The following is a 19,783-nucleotide window of genomic DNA, read 5'->3' on the forward strand; positions in this document are numbered from 1 at the left end:
GGCCCCTTGAACAGCTGTTTACTGTTCCTGCGGCCAATGTCTCTGGAGTCAACCGGGGTAAAAATACGCCCACTTATTTAGCCCGGTGACCCGCCATGCCTGCCTACAAAGCCCCGCTGCGCGACATGCGCTTCCTGATGAACGAGGTGTTCGACTACCCCGCTCACTATGCCGGCCTCTCCAACGGCAAGGATGCCGACCCGGAGACCGTCGACGCGATCCTCGGCGAAGCCGCCAAGTTCTGCGAGGAAGTCCTGGCGCCGCTGAACCTCTCCGGCGACGAGGAAGGCTGCCGCCTCAGCAACGGCAAGGTCACCACGCCCAAGGGCTTCAAGGAGGCCTACGAGCAGTTCGTGCAGGGCGGCTGGCAGGGCCTGTCGCATCCCGCCGAGTACGGCGGCCAGGGCATGCCGATGTCGCTGGGCCTGCTCAAGTCCGAAATGATGGGCACGGCCAACTGGTCGTTCACCATGTACCCGGGCCTGTCGCTGGGTGCCATGAACACCGTCATGCAGCATGCCTCGGAAGAGTTGAAGAACCTCTACATGCCGCCGATGACGGAAGGCCGCTGGACCGGCACCATGTGCCTGACCGAGCCGCAATGCGGCACGGACCTCGGGCAGGTGAAGACGAAGGCGGAGCCGCAGCCCGACGGCAGCTACAAGATCACCGGCACCAAGATCTTCATCTCCGCCGGCGACCACGACCTGACCGAGAACATCGTCCACATCGTGCTGGCGCGCCTGCCGGATGCGCCTGCGGGCACCAGGGGCATCTCGCTGTTCATCGTGCCGAAGATGCAGGTGAACGCCGACGGCAGCGTCGGTGAGGCCAACAACGTGGTGTGCAGCGCGCTCGAGCACAAGATGGGCATCAAGGCCTCCGCCACGGCCGTGATCAACTTCGAGCAGTCCACCGGCTACATGATCGCCCAGCCCAACAAGGGCCTGGAAGCGATGTTCACCTTCATGAACACCGCCCGCATCGGCACCGCCGTGCAGGGCATCGCGCACGCCGAGGCCTCCTTCCAGGGCGCCCTGGCCTATGCCAAGGACCGCCGCTCGATGCGCGCCCTGCGCGGCAAGCAGGAGCCGGACAAGGTCGCCGACGCCCTGATCCACCACGCCGACGTGCGCCGCATGCTGCTGACGCAGAAGGCCTTCGCCGAGGGTGGCCGCGCGATGATCTACTTCGCCGCGCAGCTCGCCGACCACATGACCAACGGCATCATCGAAAACGACGACGCCAAGTACAAGCTGTGGGACGACAAGCTCGGCTTCTTCACCCCGATCCTCAAGGGTTTCCTGACCGAGATGGGCCTGGAAGCGGCGAACCTGGGCATGCAGGTGTTCGGCGGCCACGGCTACATCAAGGAACACGGCATGGAGCAGATCGCCCGCGACGCGCGCATCGCCACGCTGTATGAAGGCACCACCGGCATCCAGGCGCTGGACCTGCTCGGCCGCAAGGTGCTGCTGCAGACCCGCGGCAAGGCCGTGCGCGAATTCACCGGCATGATCGGCAAGTTCGCGCTGGACCACATGACCAACGGCAAGCTGCGCGGTTTCGCCACCGACCTCGCGCGCTACGCCGCGCAGTGGAACGTGCTGACCATGCGCATCATGCTGATGGCGCGCCAGGACCGCGAGGTGGTCAGCGCCGCCAGCCATCACTTCCTGATGTACTCGGGCTACGTCACCATGGCCTACTTCTGGGCCGTGCAGGCCGCAGTCGCCAGCCAGAAGCTGGCGCAGGGCAACGGCGCCGAGGAGAAGGCTTTCTACAAGGCCAAGATCGCCACGGCGAAGTTCTACTTCGACCACATCCTGCCGCGCGCCAAGGGCCACGCCCACTCGATGACCAAGCCCAGCAAGTCGATGCTGCGCATGCCGGTCGAGAGCTTCGTGTTCGAATAAGCGGGCAAGCTGCACGAAAAAGGGCGCCTGACGGCGCCCTTTTTCGTTTCCACAGCCACACCCGCTGTTTTCTCTATTCGCGCCGCCAAGGCCCTGCCGCTGACCCGATCACGATGATTGGAGGGCCCACGCCATGGAAATCCGCCGCAGCACGCTGCTTGCCGCACTCGCCAGCCTCACCACCGGCCAGCTGGCCTATGCCCACGACTACTCCTGGACGCTGCTCTCGGCGTCCTGGCGCACCACCGGCCTGCGCCAGGAAGACCTGCGCGAGCTGCTGCGCTACTGCGTCGGCGAGGGCTACATGGAGCTGCATGGCGACGAGCAGGAGGCCAGCTACCGCGTGACCGCGGCCGGCGAGCAGGCCATCGCCGAATCGCGCTGGTTCCCCTGGACCCGCTGGCGCGACGACCGCACCCTCGGCCAGCTGCGCATGCGCGGCCGCTATCCGTCGAAGGATGGCAGCAACCGCCGCGACGCCGACCCGATGCCGATCGGCCTGGCCCAGCATTGAGGCCCGGCGTTCAGCCGGCCTGGATCGCCGCGTCGAATTCGTCCATGCCGGCGTAGCCCGGCTGCGAGGCCACGCGCGCCAGCCAGGCGCGCAGCGCCGGGTACGGTGCCAGGTCGAAGCCGCCCTCGTGGGCGACGTGGCTGTAGGCGTAGAGCGCGATGTCCGCAATGGTGTAGGTACCGCCGACGAACCAGTCGTGGCGCTGCAGGTGCTGCTCCATCACCGCCAGCGCGGCGCGGCCGCCGGCCACCCGCTCCAGCAGCCGTGCCTCCTGCTCCGGCGGCCGGCCGAGGTAGCGGATGATGTAGCGCGAGGTGGCGATGTAGGGCTCGTGGCTGTACTGCTCGAAGAACATCCATTGCAGCACCTGGGCATGCTCCAGGCGGTCGCGCGGCAGCAGCGGCGATCCCTCGGCGAGGTAGTGCAGGATGGCATTGGACTCGGGCAGGAACACGCCGCCCGGCAGCTCCAGCACCGGCACCCGGCCGTTGGGATTGCGCGCCAGGAATTCCGCGGTGCGGGTCTCCTTCTTCAGGATGTCCATGTGCACCCAGGCATGCGGCAGGCCGAGCTGGGTCATCAGCAGCTTGAGCTTGTAGCAGTTGCCGGAATAGATGTCGCCGTAGACCTTCAACATGAACCGTCCCCTGTTGTGCACCGAGCGTAGCGATATTTTGTCCCTACCGGGGCCGCGCCTGCAGCCGTATCTTCGAATGGCCTCCACCGGAGCAGAAGATGCGCATCAGCCCGACCATCCTGACCCTCGCCCTCGCCCGCCAGCTCAGCGGCCCGCTGCGCTATACCGACGACTACTCGCCGCAGGTACTGGATCTGGTCTGGCGCCGCACCGGCCTGCGCCAGCGCGACCTGGCGGTGGCACTCGGCACGTTTTGCGAGAAGGGCTGGCTCAAGCGCTATCAGCGCGAGGGGCACGAACGCTACCGCCTGACGATCGACGGCGGCATCCAGCTGCACGGCCAGCGCGACCCGCTGTGGAAGCACTGGCAGGAGGACTGGATGCTGCAGCGCCTGCGCCAGCGCCGCCGCGGCGCCGGCAGCGAGCCGCGGCAGCGCCGCGAAAGCGATCTGGCCGCAGCCTAGATTTCCACGCCTTTCAGCCCGCGCCAAGCGATCGCCCAGGCCAGCAGCGCCACGCCGCCGGACAGCAGCCAGAGGTAGTCCGGCGGCATCGCTTCCCACAGCAGGCCGCTGCCGAAACCGCCGATGGCGCCGCCGACGCCGTAGCTCAGCCCGGTGTAGATCGCCTGCCCGCGCCCCTGCAGCGCGCCCGGGAACAATTGCTGCACCAGGCTCACGGCGGCGAAGTGGTAGAGCCCGAAACTGACCGCATGCAGGGCCTGCACCACGGTCATCCACGGCAGGTTGTCGACGAAGGTCATCTGCAGGAACCAGCGCAGCGAAGTGCCGGCCAGCGCCCACAGCATCATGCTGCGCAGGCTCCAGAAGCGCCGCAGGCGATGCATCACGAAGAAGATGCCCACCTCCGCCACCACGCCGAAGGCCCACAGGAAGCCGATCACGCTCTTGCTGTAGCCGTGGTCCTTCAGCCAGATGCTGAAGAAGTTGTAGTAGGGCCCGAAGCTGACCTGCGACAGCAGGCAGGCGGCCAGCAAGGCGATCACGGCGGGTCGCCGGAGCACCCCCAGGATGGAAGCTGCCTGGCCCTCGCCTGCCGGCGCGAAGGCCTCCGGGATGCGCAGGCCGGTCAGCCAGCACAGCGCGAACAGGCCCGCCACCCACAGCGGCATGGAATGCACGCCCAGGCGCTCGAACACCGGGCCCATGGCCAGCACGGCGACGACGAAGCCGATGGAGCCCCAGAGGCGGATGCGGCCGTAGCGGTCGGCGTTGGCGCCGAGATGGTTGAAGGTCACGGCCTCGAACTGCGGCATGGTGCCGTTGTTGAACATGCCGTAGAGGAAGAAGCACAGTGCCAGCGGGGCGAAGCCCGGCGCGAACTGCAGCGCGGCAAAGGCCAGCATCCCGCCGCCCAGGGTGATGCGGATCGCCGCCATGCGGCGGCCATCACGGTCGGCGTAGTGCCCCCAGAGATAGGGCGAAACGATGCGGGTCAGGGCGAGGATGCCGCCGATGGCACCGATCTGTGCCGGCGTCGCGCCACGCTCCTGCAGGAACAGGCCCGTGAACGGGACCAGGGTGCCGATCGCGGCGAAGTACCAGAAGTAAAAACCCGCCAGTCGCTTGGCGGGTACGTGGGCACTCATGTTCGGGCGGCAGGCATGGCGGGCGGCGCATTGTAGCGCCGCGCCGCGCAGCCGAACTCACCCCATTTGCAGCCCCGCCTGCATCGCCAGGCCGTTCACGCGGCCCGGGCCGCCGCCACCAGGTCGCCCAGGCCGCGGGCTTCGGCCAGGTCCGCCAGCTTCGTCACCAGCTCCGGGCGCTTGGCGGCAATGCGCTGCACGGTACCGGCCAGCGCCGCACGGCCCTCCTGCGGGATGGCGCGGGCCACCTCGAACAGCGGCTCCCACAGCCCGGCCTGGTCCACTTCCTCGGCGAAGCGCTCCTGCAGTTCAGCCGGCATGGCGGCGGCGATGGTCGCCATCCAGGAGCGTTCCTCGGCGCTGAACTGGTCGACCAGGGCCAGCAGCTTCGGCACCAGGTGGGCCTGCTCGGCGGCGCGGAACAGGCGCAGCAGCTTGTCCGGGTTGGCGGCCTGCGCCGTCGCCGCCATCTCGCCGGTGCTCATGCCGGCCACCAGCGGCAGCATCAGGCGCCAGAGATTGTCCTCTTCGGCCGTGCGGAACAGGCTCTTGAGTACCTCAGGGTCGGCCAGGGCATCCAGGTGCACCAGGCGCGACTGCTTGTCCGGGCTCATCTGCGCGATCACCGGCAGGATCGCGCCCCAGAGGTCCTGTGCATGGCTGCGTTCCAGCAGGCGGGTCAGCGCCGCGTCGCCTTCGTCCGCCATCATGTCGCCGAGCTTGCGCATCATCCCGGTGTCGGCGTAGGCCATCAGCGACAGCGCTTCGGCCCAGAGATTCTTGCTCTCGTCCTGCGCCAGCTTCAGGAAGCGCGGGAAGCGCTCGTCGGGCACCAGGCGCATCAGCTTCGGCACCTGGTCCTTGGCCTCGATGAACAGGCCGACGCGCAGCAGGTGCTCCTCGTCGGTGATCGCCGCCATCACCTGCTTGATGGCCTGGTCCGTGAGGTAGCCGACGAACAGGCCCATGGTGATGTACTCACGGCGCCGGATCAGCTCCAGCGCCACGTTGCGCACGATCTCCACCGGCATCTGGCGGATGATGTCGCCGACGCGGCGCGGATCCAGCTCCAGCGTGACGTCGGCCAGGAACGGAATCTCCATGCGCTGGGCGATCTCCACCGCGCGATCGGTCGGCATCTCGCCGGCGATGCGCGCGATGAACACCGGCGCGAACACCTTCTGCCCGATGAAGGCGGTGAGCTTGCCGGGCAGCAGCTTGGTGGCCATGGCCAGGCGCTGGAACAGCGAGCGGCCGCGGTTGAACAGGTACTCATGGGTGGTCTCGCGCAGGTGGCGGATGTCGCCGGCCGGCGTGTGGTTGAGGAACTCCAGCTGTTCCGGCTTCAGACCCAGCACGCGGGCCAGCTTGATGATCTCGGCGCGGACTTCGAGCGTGGACATTACTTGATCCCCAGCACTTTCTTGACCGGGCCGCGCAGCAGCATCGGGATGTGGCCCAGGGCGTCCTCGATGGCCTTGGCCAGGGCTTCGCGCTGGCGCTGCTGGGTCTGCAGGATCGATTCGGCGAGCAGGTCCAGCTGCGCCGGCTGCAAGGCGGCAAAGGCCTGGAATTCGGCGGCGGGGCGGTCCAGCGTCTCGGCGAGGCGCTGCTGCGGGGCTTCGGTGGACATGCTTCTCCTGATCTCGTTCTTCTGCGAATGACCGGGATCATGCCACCGGCTTGCGAATGGCGGCCTTGGCGCTGGGGACAGCGATGGCGGCGCGGACGCCAGTAGGAAACCACAGCCGGAAGTCGCCGTTCGCACTGAGCCTGTCGAAGTGCGGGCGGCGACAGCTGACCGCCGGTGCGGGCCATTCATGCTTCGACAGGCTCAGCACGAACGGCGCTACCCGCGGATTTTCAACCTGGAATCCGCGGCGTATCCGGCACCACGTCGGCGTTCTGCGCGCGGTTGCGCAGGAAGTGATCCATCAGCACCAGGGCCATCATCGCCTCGGCGATCGGCGTGGCGCGCAGGCCGACGCAGGGGTCGTGGCGGCCGGTGGTGCGCATGTCCACGGCGTTGCCGTCCTGGTCGATGGACTTGCCCGGCGTGGTGATGCTCGAAGTGGGCTTGATGGCGTAGCGCGCGTAGATCGTCTGGCCGGTGGAGATGCCGCCGGCGACGCCGCCCGAGTGATTGCCGAGGAAGCCCTGCGGGGTCATCTCATCGCGGTGCTCGGTGCCGCGCATGCCGGCCACGCGCATGCCGTCGCCGATCTCCACACCCTTCACGGCGTTGATCGACATCAGCGCGTAGGCCAGTTCGGCGTCGAGGCGGTCATAGACCGGCTCGCCCAGGCCCGGCGGCACGCCGGTGGCCTCGACGTAAAGCTTGGCGCCAACGGAATCGCCCTCGCCGCGCAGGCCTTCGACCAGGGTCTCCAGCTGCGGGATCTTGTCGGGGTCGGCGCAGAAGAACGGGTTGCTGCCCACGGCGGACCAGTCGCGGATCTCGCAATGGATGGGACCGACCTGCTCGGTGCAGCCACGGATCTGGATGCCCAGGCGCTGCTTCAGGTACTTCTTGGCGATGGCACCGGCGGCGACACGCACCGCGGTCTCGCGCGCGGAGGAGCGACCGCCGCCGCGATGGTCGCGGATGCCGTACTTCTGCACGTAGGCGTAGTCCGCGTGGTTGGGGCGGAATACCTGCTTGATCTTCTCGTAGTCGTAGGAGCGCTGGTCGGTGTTGCGGATCAGCAATGCGATCGGCGTACCGGTGGTCTTGCCCTCGAACACGCCGGAGAGGATCTCGACCTTGTCCTCTTCCTTGCGCTGGGTGACGAACTTGCTGGTGCCCGGCTTGCGGCGGTCCAGCTCCGGCTGGATGTCGGCCTCGCTCAGCTCCAGGCCCGGCGGGCAGCCATCGACCACGCAGCCGATGCCGGCACCGTGGCTCTCGCCGAAGGAGGTCACGCAGAACAGCTTGCCGATGGTATTGCCAGACATAAAAATTTCTCAGTCCGCAAATGAACGCGAATGAACGCAAATCGAAGCAGTCATCCATTTGCGTTCATTTGCGTTCATTCGCGGACTCCAGGTCTTCTTTTGAAATGATGAACACGCCGTCGCCGCCGCGTTCGAACTCCACCCAGGTCACCGGCAGCCGCGGCCAGCGGGCCTCGAACTCGGGCACGCTGCCGCCGACTTCGCAGACCAGCCAGCCGCCCTCGACCAGGCGCGCGGGTGCCTCGGCCAGGATGCGCGCGACCAGGTCCATGCCGTCCTTGCCGGCGGCCAGCGCCATGCGCGGCTCCTGGTGGAATTCCTCGGGCAGTGCCTTCCACTCCGCCACCGGCACGTAGGGCGGGTTGCTGACGATCAGGTCGTAGCGTGTCTCGCCCAGGCCGGAGAACAGGTCGGACTTCAGCGCCCGCACCTGCTCGCCGCAGTCGTGGCGCTCGATGTTCAGGCGGCACACCGCCAGCGCGCCGGGCGACAGCTCGGCCAGGTCCACCCGGGCGTCCGGGAAGGCGTGGGCGGCGGCGATGCCGATGCAGCCGCTGCCGGCGCAGAGATCGAGGATCGTCTGCGGCTCATGCTGCAGCCAGGGCGCGAAACGACGCTCGATCATCTCGGCGATCGGCGAACGCGGCACCAGCACGCGCTCGTCCACGGTGAACGGCAAGCCACAGAACTGGATTTCGCCGATCAGGTAGGCGGCCGGCTGGCGCGTCTTGATGCGCTGCTGCAGCAGCTTGATCACGGCGGCGCGCTCGGTGTCGGTCACCGCCGCTTCCAGGTACAGGGCCGGCAGGTCGGGCGGCAGGTGCAGGGCGTGCAGCACCAGGTGGAACGCCTCGTCCAGCGCGTTGTCCGTACCGTGCCCGAAATGCAGGCCGCCGGCCTTGAACTGGCTCGCCCCCCAGCGCACGAGGTCGCGCACGCTGCGCAGCACGGAAGTCTGGGTCGGGGAAGGCATGGGCGGCGGGCTGTGGGATAATCTTGGGAAGTCGCGAATTATACGCGGCGGCAGCGCCGCCGAACTCATAACACCCTGAAATCATGGCCAACGCTCACAAACCGGTCCTCTACGGCATGATCGCCGCCCTCGCCGCCGTCCTGGGCGTGGTGGCTGCCGTCACCCTGATGCAGCCGCGCGGCAGCGCCGGACTGCAGTCCGGCATCCTGCTGCCGCAGCCGCGCGCCCTGCCCGCCTTCACGCTCACCGACCAGGACGGCCAGGCCCTCACGGCCGCCCGCCTGGCCGGCAGCTGGACCCTGCTGTTCCCCGGCTTCACCTACTGCCCCGACGTCTGCCCGACGACCCTGGCCCTGCTCAAGCAGGTCAAGGCCAGCCTGGGCCCGGACTCGGCCCTGCGCGTGGTGTTCCTGTCGGTGGATCCGGAACGCGACACCCCGCAACGCCTGAAAAGCTACGTTGCCCAGTTCGACCCATCCTTCGTCGGTGCCACCGTGGCCGAGCCGCAGCTCGCCGAGGTCGCCCGTGCGCTGGGCATCGCCTACGCCAAGGTGCCGGGCGCCACGCCCGAGAGCTACCAGATGGATCATTCCGCCGCGATGATCCTGCTCAATCCGCAGGCTCAGGTCGTGGCCTACCTGACCCCGCCTTTCGAGCTGCCCAAGCTGGTCGCCGATCTCAGGCCGCTGACCGGGAAAGCCCCTTGAGTCGCCTCGCCTGCCTGCTGCTGCTGTCCGCGCTGGCGGCCTGCCAGCGCGCGCCGGGGGAACTGCGCATCGCCGACGGCTGGATTCGCGAGGCCCCGGCCGATGGCCCCATGGCCGGTTACCTGCGACTGGACAACGGCCTGGCCGAAGCCGTGCGCTGCGACGGCGCCGCCAGCCCGGATTTCGGCGCCATCGAGATCCATCGCAGCGCCGTGGAAGACGGCATGTCGCGCATGCTGCGCGACCAGGTGGTGGAAGCCCCCGCGGGCGGCCATGCCCTGTTGCAGCCGGGCGGTTATCACCTGATGCTGTTCCGCGCACAAAGGCCGCTGCGCGCCGGCGATCGTGCCACCATCACCCTGCATTGCGGCGCCCATCAGCCCCGCGCCGAATTCACCGTACGAGCCCAACCATGAAACTCACCGGCAAGCCCGAAACCGACGCCAGCATGGGCGATCTGAACTTTGCCCGGCTGCAGCTGGCATTGCCCACGCGCTTCCTGTCCTGGCTGATCTACCTGGTCACGCGCATCCGCCAGCGCAGCTTCAAGAACCTCTTCATCCGCCAGTTCATGAGCCTGTACCGGATCAGCCTGGCGGAGAACGACCGCAGCCAGGTCGAGCAGTACGAGAGCTTCAACGACTTCTTCACCCGCGGCCTGCGGCCCGGCGCGCGCGTGCTCGACCCCAGCCCGCAGGCGCTGCTGAGCCCGGTGGATGGCACCGTCAGCCAGGCCGGCGAAATCGTCGGCGACCGCATCTTCCAGGCCAAGGGCCACGAATACTCGGCGCAGGAACTGCTGGGCGGCGACGCGGAACTGGCCGCGCCCTTCGAGGGCGGCCGCTTCACCACCATCTACCTGGCGCCCAACAACTACCACCGCATCCACATGCCGCTGACCGGCACGCTGCGCCACTGGGTCTACGTGCCGGGCCGCCTGTTCAGCGTCAACCCGGCCACCGTCCGCGCCATGCCCGGCGTGTTCGCCCGCAACGAGCGCGTCTGCGCGGTGTTCGACACCGACCGCGGCCCCTTTGCCCTGGTCATGGTCGGCGCGCTGTTCGTCGGCTCCATGGAGACCGTCTGGGCCGGCCGCGTCACCCCGCCGCACAAGCGCGGCGCGGTCGAGCAGTTCCGCCCGATCCACCCGGTGGAACTGCGCCGCGGCGACGAAATGGGCCGCTTCAACATGGGCTCCACGGTGATCCTGCTGACCCCGCCCGGCATGGTGGAATGGGACCGGGTGATGACACCCGGCAATCCCCTGCGCATGGGCCAGCGCATCGCCAAGTTCCGGGCCTGAACCAAACCCGGCCGCCCTCCTCTAAGCCGCTACCGCCGCCATATTCCGGTACCCGCCCGCCGCATGAAAAAGCCGCTCCTTGCCTGCCTCACCGCCGCCGTGATGCTCGTCGCCGCCAGTACCCAGGCGGAGTCGCCGGCGGCGCTGGACCTGCCGCAGATCGGCGAGCCGGCGGACAATTCGCTGTCGCCCATCGAGGAAAAGACCCTCGGCGGCAGGGTCGTGGCGCAGCTTTACGGCGCCAACTACATGCTGGAAGACCCGGAGCTGGCGGACTATGTCTCGACGCTGGGCTGGAAGCTGGCCTCGGCCAGCCAGACCAAGCCGCCCAACCTGACCTTCTTCATCATCCGCGATCCGCGCATCAACGCCTTCGCCCTGCCCGGCGGCTACATCGGCGTCAATGCCGGCCTGATGCTGGCGGCCAGCAACGAAAGCGAAGTGGCCGGCGTGCTCGGCCACGAACTGGCGCACGTCACCCAACGCCACATCGCGCGCACCCAGGAAGACACCCAGGCGGCGACGGTCGCCACCTGGCTGGCGGTGATCGCCGCCATCATCGCCGGCTCCGCCGACCCCGACGTGGTGATCGGCGCGCTGTCGGTCGGCCAGGCGATGAACTACCAGCGCCAGGTCAACTACACCCGCGCGCATGAACTGGAAGCCGACCGCATCGGCATCCAGACCATGGCGCGCGCCGGCTTCGACCCCAACGGCATGAGCGGCTTCTTCTCCAAGCTGGAGCAGCAGTCGCGTCTCTATGGCAGCGGCCTGCCGGAGATCCTGCGCACCCATCCCCTGACCACCAACCGCATCGCCGAGGCCCGCTCCCGCGCCGCCGAGATGCCCAAGGTATCTCCCAAGGAATCGCTGGAATTCGGCCTGATGCAGGCCCGCGCCCGCGTGCTGTCGGCCGAGCGCCCCAGCGAGGCGATGGACCACTACAGCAACGAACTGGCCGCCGGCCACGACACGCCGACCAACCGCTACGGCCTGGCGCTGGCGCAGTCGGTACAGGGCCAGGCCGACAGTGCCGCCGCGGTGCTGGCGCCGCTGCTGGAAAAGTACCCGCGCCAGGTCAACATCAACCTGCTGCAGGCACGCATCCAGCTGCTGCAGCACAAGAACGACGCCGCCCTGTCGACCCTGGCGCGCAGCACCCAGATCTACCCGCGCTACGCACCGGCCCTGCTGGAATACGCCGACGCGATGATGACCGCCGGCAAGCCCGCCGAGGCGCGCCAGCTGCTGATCACGCGCGAACAGGTCCTGGGCACGCAGCAGGAAGCCCACAACCTCCTGGCGCAAGCCGCGCGCGACCTCGACAACCTGCCCGAGGCCTCCTACCAGAGCGCCATCTACCTGTTCATGCGCGGCGACGCCGGCAACGCCATCGCCCAGCTCGACGCCGGCCTGCGCCTGCCCGACCTGACGCCGCAGGAACGCGCGCGCCTGGCGGCGAAGCGGCAGGAAGTGCGCGATACGCTGCCGGAGAACTGGCGGCCGCCGAGGGAGCAGCGGGACAGGATGTGAAAACAAAAAGCCCCTCGAGTGAGGGGCTTTTTGTTTGCCAAGCTTAAGAGATATTCAGCGCAACCCGAAGCCGATTCCTCTTCCGAAGTCTTGGTGAGCAAGGCGAATGCCTTTGATGCTCCGGGTTCCCTCGTAGCGGCGCCCGCACAGGGGTCGGGCGCAGGGGTCGAGCCGGACAGGATGTCCGGCCGAGGACACGCAGGCCATGGATGGCCTGTGTGTCCGACCCCTCAGCGACCGACCACTGGGCGGGGCACCCCGCGTGAGCGGGGCGTCGATACAAGGGTACGTTCATGCCCTCGCCAACCCTCTCCCCGTAAACGGGGAGAGGGAGACAAGAAGCGCGTCCCTCGATACACCGCTACGCGGCACTCGGGATGAACGGGTTGATATGAGTTGCAGCCCAAAGAAACAACTAAGATCAGTGCGGCGCTTTCTTCAACAACCCCGCGCCCAGCATCCAGTCGTAGCAATCCTTCAGCATCGCGTCCATCTGCTGCGGCTTGTAGCCCAGTTCGTTCTGCGCCTTGCGGCTGCTGCAGTAGATGTTCTGCGACAGCAGCACCACCGTCTCGGCGGTGATCTCCGGCTCGCGCCGGAACAGCGGCGCAAAGACTTCTTCGAGCTTGGCGTAGCCATGCATCAGCCGCGGATGCAGCAGATAGAAACGGCGGCGCAGCCCCATGATGCGGCTGACATCTCGCGCCAGGCCCAGGTAGCTCGACTGCGCTCCGCCCAGCAGGTAGTTCTGCGCCACCGCGCCGCGCTCGGCTGCAGCGACGTGGGCACGCGCCACCTCGCGGGCGTGGCAGAAGCTGCCGCCGCCGGCGGGCACGCCCGGCAAGCGGCCCTGCTGGATCAGGCGGAACATGCGCGACCAGTTGGCGGTGTCGTAGCGGCCGAGGATGTTGGAGGGATTGATGATCACCCCCTGCAGTCCGTTGGCGATGCCCTTGTGGATCTCGCGCTCGGCCAGCGCCTTGCTGCGGATGTAGTTGACCGGCGCGGCGCTGCCGCGGGTTGGCGTGTCCTCGGTGACGATGCCGCCGTGCAGGCCGTAGGCGACGACGCTGGAGGTGTGGACGAAGCGCTTGACCCCGGCATCCAGCGAGGCGCGCACCATGTTGCGGGTGCCGCGCACGTTGACCTTGATCTGCTCGGCATGGGAGCGCGACCACAGGCTGGTATTGCCGGCGACGTGGAACACGCAGTCGACGTGGCGCGGCACGATGTTCTTGAGGCTGCGGGAGTCGGTGATGTCGCCGGTGACGCGCCCGATCTGCGGATAGCGCTCCAGCAGGGAGACATCGGACTGCGGCCGATGCAGGGCGATCACGTCCCAGCCCTGGTCGATCAGTTCCTCGACCAGGTTGAATCCGACGAAGCCCGTCGCACCGGTAACGAATGCCGTCCTTGCCATCCGCTCTCCTCCGTGTCCTGTTGGACTATCGTAATCCCCGAACGTTGACAGAACTCGCAGGGTCCGTCAAAAACGCTTGGTCGATTAGCGGGATAGGCGGTGTACTTCGAGTAATCTGACGCTGCCGTCAGGACTTCAGCACGTCGTCGATCGGCGTGGTCGTCGCCCACTGCTTGCAGCTGGGGCATTGCCAGAACAGCTGGCGCGGGCTGAAGCCGCAGTGGCTGCAGCGGTAGCGCGGCGTGGTTTCCATGAGCTTGCGGATGGCGCTGCGCAGGCTCGCCGCCGGCTTGTCCAGGCCCGCCGCGACCACGCCCGGCTGGTGCTCCAGCACCTCCAGGAACTCGGCCAGCACGGCGCGCCCCGGACGGGTCTCCAGGCCCTGGGCCAGGTGGTCGACCACCTCCAGCCCTTCCTGGCGCATCAGGTGCGCCTCGGCCAGGATCGGCAGGCTGCTGGGCGACATCTCCTTGGCATCCTTCAGGAACAGCAGGTAGCCGTCGACATCGCCGGTCTTTTCGGAGCAGCGGCGCAGCGGCTCGATCACTTCCGGCAGAAAGCGTGGATCGTGCTCGAAGGCCAGGCGGTAGTGCCGGGTCGCGTCGTCCGCCTCCCCGGCGGCTTCCTGCAAGGCACCCAGCTGCAGCTGCGCGCGGATGCAGGCCGGATCCTCCTTGGCGGCCTTTCCGGCCAGCTCCAGCGCCGCGGGGGCATCCTTGCGCGCCTTGGCCTCGTCGGACAGCTCGCAGTAGTACTGCGCGATCACGGCACGTTTGGACTCGCCCTTGGCGGACTCGATGCGGCGCGAGATCGCGATCGCCTGCTCCCAGTCGCGGCCCTGCTCGTAGATCGTGCGCACCAGCTCCAGCGACTGCACCGCGTAGTGTCCCTCGGCGGCCAGCGCCAGCGAGATCTCCTCGGCACGGTCCATCAGGCCAGCCTTGTGGTAGTCCTGCGCCAGCTCCAGGCGGGTCTGGTTGCGCAGCTCCGGCGGCAGGTCGGGACGCGCCAGCAGGTTTTCATGGATATGCAGGGCGCGGTCCACCTCGCCGCGCTTGCGGAACAGGTTGCCCAGCGTCAGGTGCATCTCGGCGGCGGAGCTGTCCATCTCGGCGGCTTCGCTGAGCGCCGCCAGGGTCTCATCGGGGTTGTCGCTGACCAGGTGGGTCACCAGGCCGCCGAGCTTCTCCGGCGTGATGGCGCGGCCCTGGTGCGGGTAGTCGCGCGAGAAGGCCCAGCCGAGGGCGAATCCCAGCGGCAGCAGCAGCCAGGAGAACAGGGCATCGATCACGTCAGGGAACCTTGGGCAGCGCCGAGAGCGGGGCGACCGGTGCGGGCGGCGCGGACAGCGCACGCAGATTGCGCAGTTCCGTCTCGCTGTCGCGCAACTGCTTGCGCAGGCGGCGGATTTCAGACTTGAGACCGAACACGCGGACAAAGCTGGCGGCCAGCGTCAGCAACGCCACCAGCACGAACTCGGCGATCAGCAGCGCGATCAGCGGCAGCTCGACCATGCCGATCAGGTAGTTGAACTCGACCTTCTGGCTATTGAAGAAACCGATCACGGTGCCGATCACGAAGACCGGCAGGATCACCACGAAGAAAACCAGCGAAGCCGGCGGCTTGAAGGCCACGATCAGCCCTGGCCAGCCGCTGCGGCCTTCGCCGCGGCGGCGGCAGCCGCCTCGGCCTCGAACTCGGCCTGGGCGTTGGCATTGACGCGCTCGCGCATTTCCTTGCCGGGCTTGAAATGCGGCACCCGCTTCGGCGGAATCTCCACCGGCTCACCGGTCTTGGGGTTGCGCCCGACGCGTGCCGGGCGGTGATGCAGCGCGAAACTGCCGAAGCCGCGGATTTCGACGCGGTCGTCCTTCGCCAGCGCCATGCTGATCTGGTCCAGCACCAGTTTGACCGCCAGCTCCACATCCTTCTGCATCAGGTGGGTCTGCTTGGCAGCCAGCCGCTCGATCAATTCGGACTTGGTCATAGGGCTCATGGATTCGTTCTAATTGATTGAACCTTATAGAAAAAAAACAATGCGTGCAAGAGTACCCCGCTTTTCTCCCCTCGCCCGCCTGCGGGAGAGGAGGGCGAGGGCATGGATGCCCGAGGTAGGGCAACGCATGGAGCAGTTGCCGAGGAGAGGGTATCTGTGAAACACGCAGGGATTGCAGAGTGCAAGTGCTACAGACACCCTCTCCCCAGCCCCTCTCCCGCAAGCGGGAGAGGGGTTCAATTTCGGCAAGCGTGCAAAAAGAAAGGGGCCGCATGGCGGCCCCTTTCCGGGTACTGCAAGGCAGACAGCTCAGCGGTCGTTGTTGCCGCCGATCTGTTCCTTGAGCAGGTCGCCCAGGCTGGTGCGGCCGGTGCTGGCGTTGCGGCTGCCGTACTCCGCCATGACCTCCTGCTCTTCCTGGATTTCCTTCTCGCGGACCGACAGCTGAACGATGCGGTTCTTGCGGTCGACGCCGACGAAGCGGGACTCCAGCGTGTCGCCTTCCTTGAGCACCTTGGTCGCGTCTTCAACGCGCTCACGGGCCAGGTCGTTGGCACGGATGTAGCCTTCGACGCCGTTGCCGAGGTCGATGAACGCACCGCGCGGGTCGACCGTGCGGACGATGCCCTTGACGATGGTGCCCTTGACGGTGTCGGCGATGAACTGCGACAGCGGATCCTGCTGGACCTGCTTGACGCCCAGGGAGATGCGCTCGCGGGCGCCGTCGATCGCCAGGACCACGGCATCCAGCTCCTGGCCCTTCTGGTAGCGGCGCACGGCGGTTTCGCCGGCTTCGTTCCAGTCGAGGTCGGACAGGTGCACCAGGCCGTCGATACCGCCGTCCAGGCCGATGAAGATGCCGAAGTCGGTGATCGACTTGATGGCGCCGCGGACGCGGTCGCCCTTCTGGTGGTTCTGGGCAAACTCTTCCCAGGGGTTCGGGCGGCACTGCTTCATGCCCAGCGAGATGCGGCGGCGCTCGCCGTCGATGTCGAGGATCATGACTTCGACTTCGTCGCCGACCTGCACGACCTTGCCCGGGTTGACGTTCTTGTTGGTCCAGTCCATTTCGGACACGTGGACCAGGCCCTCGACGCCCGGCTCGATCTCGACGAACGAACCGTAGTCGGTGATGTTGGTGACCTTGCCGAACAGGCGGGTCTTCTCGGGGTAGCGACGCTCGATATCCATCCACGGATCGGCGCCCAGCTGCTTGAGGCCGAGGCTGACGCGGCGACGCTCGCGGTCGTACTTGAGGACCTTGACTTCGATTTCCTGGCCGACGGTGACGACTTCGGCCGGATCCTTGACGCGCTTCCACGTCATGTCGGTGATGTGCAGCAGGCCGTCGATGCCGCCGAGGTCGACGAACGCGCCGTACTCGACCAGGTTCTTGACCACGCCGCGGAGGACCACGCCTTCCTGCAGGTTGGCCAGGAGGGTGTCACGCTCGGCGCTGTACTCGGCCTCGAGCACTTCGCGACGCGAGACGACGACGTTGTTGCGCAGCTTGTCGAGCTTGATGACCTTGAACTCGAGCGGCTTGCCCTCGAGGTAGGACGTGTCGCGCACCGGGCGGACGTCGACCAGCGAACCGGGGAGGAAGGCGCGGACGGTGCCGATATCGACCGTGAAGCCGCCCTTGACCTTGCCGGTGATGATGCCGATGACGGTTTCCTTGCCCTCGAAGGCCTTCGCGAGGCGCTCCCAGGTCTTGATCCGCTCAGCTTTCTCCTTGGAGAACTTGGTTTCGCCGAAACCGTCTTCGACGGTCTCCAGCGCAACTTCCACTTCGTCGCCGGCAGCAACCTTGATCTCGCCGTCGACCATGAATTCCTGGATGGGGATCACGCCTTCGGACTTGAGGCCCGCGTCGACGATCACGACATCCGGCTTAACAGCCAGCACGCGGGCGTTGACGATGGTGCCCGACTGCATGGATTGGCCGCCCTTGAGGCTGGCCTCGAACATTTCAGCAAAACTTTCGATCATTCCGAAAAACTCTTTTGTGGTGGTAGGTGGAACATCCGCCGCGTCCTTGCGGTCGGTCCTGGTGAATAGAAGAAACGGCCCACATCCTGTGGACCGGCTGTCTGCGGGGGAAATCAGAACCCGTAGCGACGCAGCAGGCTTTCCACTTTTCCGATGACCTCGGCAGGGGAAAGTCCCGTTGTATCAACCACTTCGGCCCCTTCGGCCGGCTTGAGCGGGGCGATGGGGCGGTTGCGGTCGCGCGCGTCGCGGGCGCGGATCTCTACGCAGAGACCATCGAGTGTAGCGGGTATTCCCTTATCGCTCAACTGCTTGTAGCGGCGTGCCGCGCGCTCGTCGGCGCTGGCATCCATGAAAATCTTGAGCGGGGCATCGGGAAATACCACGGTACCCATGTCGCGGCCGTCGGCGATCAGGCCCGGGGGACGGCGGAAGTCCTTCTGCAGCTGCAGCAGGGCCGCGCGCACCTCGGGCAGGGTCGCGATGCGCGAAGCCAGGGCGCCGGAGGTCTCGGCGCGCACCGCGTCGGCCCAGTTCTCGCCGTGGACCAGGATCGCCTCGTCATGCTCGGTGTCGCCGGCAAACTCAATGTGCAGGTCCGGCACCAGGGCCGCCACGGCGGAACCGTCGCTGTCCGGCACCCCTGCCCGCTCGGCGGCCAGCGCCAGGATGCGGTACAGGGCGCCGCTGTCCAGGCGGTGCCAGCCGCCCAGGCGCTGGCTCAGCCAGCGCGTCACCAGGCCCTTGCCGACGCCGCTGGGACCATCGACGGTGATGACCGGCGCCGGGGAGTCTGGGGAAATCAGGGACGGCATGTTCTGTTCAGGAGGTGGTCAGCGCGGCAAGCCGCGAAAAATAGTCCGGGAAGGTCTTGGCGACACAGCCCGGATCGTTGATGCGCACGGGCACGCCGCCGCAGGCGGCGAGCGAGAAGCTCATGGCGATGCGGTGGTCGTCGTAGGTGTCGATGGCCGCCGGGCGCAGCGCCGCGGGCGGCACGATGCGCAGGAAGTCGGGGCCGGCTTCGACCTCGGCGCCGAGCTTGGCCAGCTCCGCCGCCATGGCGGCGATGCGGTCGGTCTCCTTCACGCGCCAGCTGCCGATGTTGCGCAGCACGCTGGGGCCGTCGGCGAACAGCGCCACCACCGCCACGGTCATCGCCGCGTCGGGAATGTGGTTGAAGTCGGCGTCGATGGCCTTCGGCCGGAAGCCGGAGGCCAGTCCCGGCGAGCGCACCTCGGTCCAGTCCTCACCCTGCGTCACCTCGGCGCCCATCGCGGCCATCACCCCGGCAAAGCGCACATCGCCCTGCAGGCTGGCGCTGCCCATGCCCTGCACGCGCACCGGCCCACCGGCCAGCGCGCCCAGCGCCAGGAAATAGGAGGCCGATGAAGCGTCGCCCTCGACGGCAAACGTGCCGGGCGCGCGGTAGCGGGCGCCCGAAGCGACCGTGAAGCGCGGTGTACCGGCAGCGGTAGACGAACGCTGGACCTCGACGCCGAAGCGGCGCATCAGGGCGATGCTGAGCTCGATGTAGGGCTTCGAGATCAGCTCGCCTTCCACCTCCACCACCAGCTCATGCTCCCGCGCCAGCAAGGGCGCGGACTGCAGGATGCCGGTGAGGAACTGGCTGGAGGCGTCGCCGCGCACCCGCACCGGCTGCGCCGCACGCGCCTGCGCCGGCTCGATCAGCAGCGGCGGGAAACCCTCCAGCTGCTGGTAGCCGATGCGGGCACCGAGCGGGCGCAGGGCATCGACCAGGTCGCCGATCGGCCGCTCGTGCATGCGCGGCACGCCGGAAAGGCGATAGCGGCCCTCCATGAAGGCCAGCACCGCCACCAGCGTGCGCACCGAAAGGCCGGAGTTGCCGACGAAGATGTCCGCCTCGCGCAGCGGCAGGCGTGCCGCGCCCCGCACGCGCCAGCCGGCCTCACCGAGATCCTCCAGCGGCACGCCGCAGGATTTCAGGGCTTCACGCATCACGCGGGTGTCGTCGGAGTCGAGCAGGCCCGTCAGGACCGTTTCGCCTTCCGACAGCGCGGCCAGCAGCAGCGCGCGGATCGACACGCTCTTGGAGCCGGGCAGGCGCAGTTCGCCGCGCGCCGCGCGGATCGGCGCCAGATCGAGGAAGGGCGGTGAATGACTCATACCAAAAAACTCATTTGCCGCGGATGACGCGGATAAACGCGGATATACAAGATGTTTGATCTGTCTTGATCCGCGTTTAT

Annotated in this window: 20 protein-coding genes; 7 read left to right on the top strand and 13 right to left on the bottom strand. The window is 67.5% G+C overall.

Annotated elements, in window-relative coordinates; all coding sequences use genetic code 11:
• Positions 1-95: 95 nt before the first annotated feature.
• Complete coding sequence (locus D0B54_RS12590; protein ID WP_117291667.1) at positions 96-1,916, top strand: acyl-CoA dehydrogenase C-terminal domain-containing protein; 1,821 nt, start codon at positions 96-98, stop codon at positions 1,914-1,916.
• A 133-nt stretch (positions 1,917-2,049) separates the two neighbouring features.
• The gene (locus tag D0B54_RS12595; protein ID WP_117291668.1) at positions 2,050-2,430 is read left to right on the top strand and encodes a hypothetical protein; all 381 of its coding nucleotides are present in this window, start codon (positions 2,050-2,052) and stop codon (positions 2,428-2,430) included.
• Between the two features lie 10 nt (positions 2,431-2,440).
• Here the strand turns inward: D0B54_RS12595 and D0B54_RS12600 are convergent, their stop codons facing one another.
• Positions 2,441-3,067, bottom strand: a complete 627-nt coding sequence (locus tag D0B54_RS12600; protein ID WP_117291669.1) for a glutathione S-transferase family protein — start codon at positions 3,065-3,067, stop codon at positions 2,441-2,443.
• Between the two features lie 98 nt (positions 3,068-3,165).
• Here D0B54_RS12600 and D0B54_RS12605 point away from each other — a divergent pair, with 98 nt between their 5' ends.
• Positions 3,166-3,531, top strand: a complete 366-nt coding sequence (locus tag D0B54_RS12605) for a hypothetical protein (RefSeq protein WP_117291670.1) — start codon at positions 3,166-3,168, stop codon at positions 3,529-3,531.
• On the opposite strand, the gene D0B54_RS12610 is transcribed toward D0B54_RS12605, so the two are convergent.
• The 5 genes from D0B54_RS12610 to prmB all read right to left on the bottom strand — a co-directional run bounded on the left by D0B54_RS12610 (position 3,528) and on the right by prmB (position 8,604).
• Positions 3,528-4,676 carry an MFS transporter gene (locus D0B54_RS12610; protein ID WP_117291671.1) on the bottom strand — a complete coding sequence of 383 codons (1,149 nt, stop codon included), beginning with the start codon at positions 4,674-4,676 and terminating at the stop codon, positions 3,528-3,530. The genes D0B54_RS12605 and D0B54_RS12610 overlap by 4 nt on opposite strands.
• A 95-nt stretch (positions 4,677-4,771) precedes the next feature.
• Complete coding sequence (locus D0B54_RS12615) at positions 4,772-6,079, bottom strand: hypothetical protein (RefSeq protein ID WP_117291672.1); 1,308 nt, start codon at positions 6,077-6,079, stop codon at positions 4,772-4,774.
• Complete coding sequence (locus D0B54_RS12620; RefSeq protein WP_117291673.1) at positions 6,079-6,309, bottom strand: hypothetical protein; 231 nt, start codon at positions 6,307-6,309, stop codon at positions 6,079-6,081. Before D0B54_RS12620 ends, D0B54_RS12615 begins: the two co-directional genes overlap by 1 nt.
• Positions 6,310-6,539: 230 nt before the next feature.
• The gene (gene aroC, locus D0B54_RS12625) at positions 6,540-7,631 is read right to left on the bottom strand and encodes a chorismate synthase (RefSeq protein WP_117291674.1); all 1,092 of its coding nucleotides are present in this window, start codon (positions 7,629-7,631) and stop codon (positions 6,540-6,542) included.
• A 64-nt stretch (positions 7,632-7,695) separates the two neighbouring features.
• On the bottom strand, positions 7,696-8,604 hold the full coding sequence (prmB, locus tag D0B54_RS12630) for a 50S ribosomal protein L3 N(5)-glutamine methyltransferase (protein WP_117291675.1): 909 nt from the start codon (positions 8,602-8,604) through the stop codon (positions 7,696-7,698).
• A gap of 83 nt (positions 8,605-8,687) precedes the next feature.
• On the opposite strand from prmB, the gene D0B54_RS12635 reads away from it, so the two are divergent.
• The 4 genes from D0B54_RS12635 (at position 8,688) to D0B54_RS12650 (ending at position 12,147) form a co-directional block, all read left to right on the top strand.
• On the top strand, positions 8,688-9,311 hold the full coding sequence (locus tag D0B54_RS12635) for an SCO family protein (RefSeq protein ID WP_117291676.1): 624 nt from the start codon (positions 8,688-8,690) through the stop codon (positions 9,309-9,311).
• Positions 9,308-9,727 carry a copper chaperone PCu(A)C gene (locus D0B54_RS12640; RefSeq protein ID WP_117291677.1) on the top strand — a complete coding sequence of 140 codons (420 nt, stop codon included), beginning with the start codon at positions 9,308-9,310 and terminating at the stop codon, positions 9,725-9,727. The genes D0B54_RS12635 and D0B54_RS12640 overlap by 4 nt, the downstream gene beginning before the upstream one ends.
• On the top strand, positions 9,724-10,614 hold the full coding sequence (gene asd / locus D0B54_RS12645; RefSeq protein ID WP_117291678.1) for an archaetidylserine decarboxylase: 891 nt from the start codon (positions 9,724-9,726) through the stop codon (positions 10,612-10,614). Before D0B54_RS12640 ends, asd begins: the two co-directional genes overlap by 4 nt.
• 63 nt (positions 10,615-10,677) lie before the next feature.
• A complete protein-coding gene (locus D0B54_RS12650) occupies positions 10,678-12,147 on the top strand; it encodes a M48 family metalloprotease (protein ID WP_117291679.1) in 1,470 nt (489 codons plus the stop codon).
• 421 nt (positions 12,148-12,568) lie between these two features.
• On the opposite strand, the gene D0B54_RS12655 is transcribed toward D0B54_RS12650, so the two are convergent.
• The 7 genes from D0B54_RS12655 to aroA all read right to left on the bottom strand — a co-directional run bounded on the left by D0B54_RS12655 (position 12,569) and on the right by aroA (position 19,703).
• Positions 12,569-13,567, bottom strand: coding sequence for an NAD-dependent epimerase/dehydratase family protein (locus tag D0B54_RS12655; RefSeq protein ID WP_117291680.1), 999 nt, complete (start codon positions 13,565-13,567; stop codon positions 12,569-12,571).
• A 127-nt stretch (positions 13,568-13,694) separates the two neighbouring features.
• The gene (locus D0B54_RS12660) at positions 13,695-14,858 is read right to left on the bottom strand and encodes a hypothetical protein (RefSeq protein WP_117291681.1); all 1,164 of its coding nucleotides are present in this window, start codon (positions 14,856-14,858) and stop codon (positions 13,695-13,697) included.
• A 1-nt stretch (position 14,859) separates the two neighbouring features.
• Positions 14,860-15,201 (bottom strand): LapA family protein, encoded by a 342-nt coding sequence (locus tag D0B54_RS12665; protein WP_240433416.1) that lies wholly within the window; start codon positions 15,199-15,201, stop codon positions 14,860-14,862.
• Between the two features lie 2 nt (positions 15,202-15,203).
• Positions 15,204-15,554 (bottom strand): integration host factor subunit beta, encoded by a 351-nt coding sequence (locus D0B54_RS12670; RefSeq protein ID WP_117291682.1) that lies wholly within the window; start codon positions 15,552-15,554, stop codon positions 15,204-15,206.
• 318 nt (positions 15,555-15,872) lie between these two features.
• Complete coding sequence (rpsA, locus tag D0B54_RS12675; RefSeq protein WP_117291683.1) at positions 15,873-17,555, bottom strand: 30S ribosomal protein S1; 1,683 nt, start codon at positions 17,553-17,555, stop codon at positions 15,873-15,875.
• A 113-nt stretch (positions 17,556-17,668) separates the two neighbouring features.
• Positions 17,669-18,370 carry a (d)CMP kinase gene (cmk, locus tag D0B54_RS12680; protein WP_117291684.1) on the bottom strand — a complete coding sequence of 234 codons (702 nt, stop codon included), beginning with the start codon at positions 18,368-18,370 and terminating at the stop codon, positions 17,669-17,671.
• 7 nt (positions 18,371-18,377) lie between these two features.
• Positions 18,378-19,703 (bottom strand): 3-phosphoshikimate 1-carboxyvinyltransferase, encoded by a 1,326-nt coding sequence (gene aroA / locus D0B54_RS12685; RefSeq protein ID WP_117291685.1) that lies wholly within the window; start codon positions 19,701-19,703, stop codon positions 18,378-18,380.
• Between the last annotated feature and the right edge of the window lie 80 nt (positions 19,704-19,783).

Source organism: Solimonas sp. K1W22B-7 (assembly GCF_003428335.1).
Taxonomy (GTDB): Bacteria; Pseudomonadota; Gammaproteobacteria; order Nevskiales; family Nevskiaceae; genus Solimonas_A.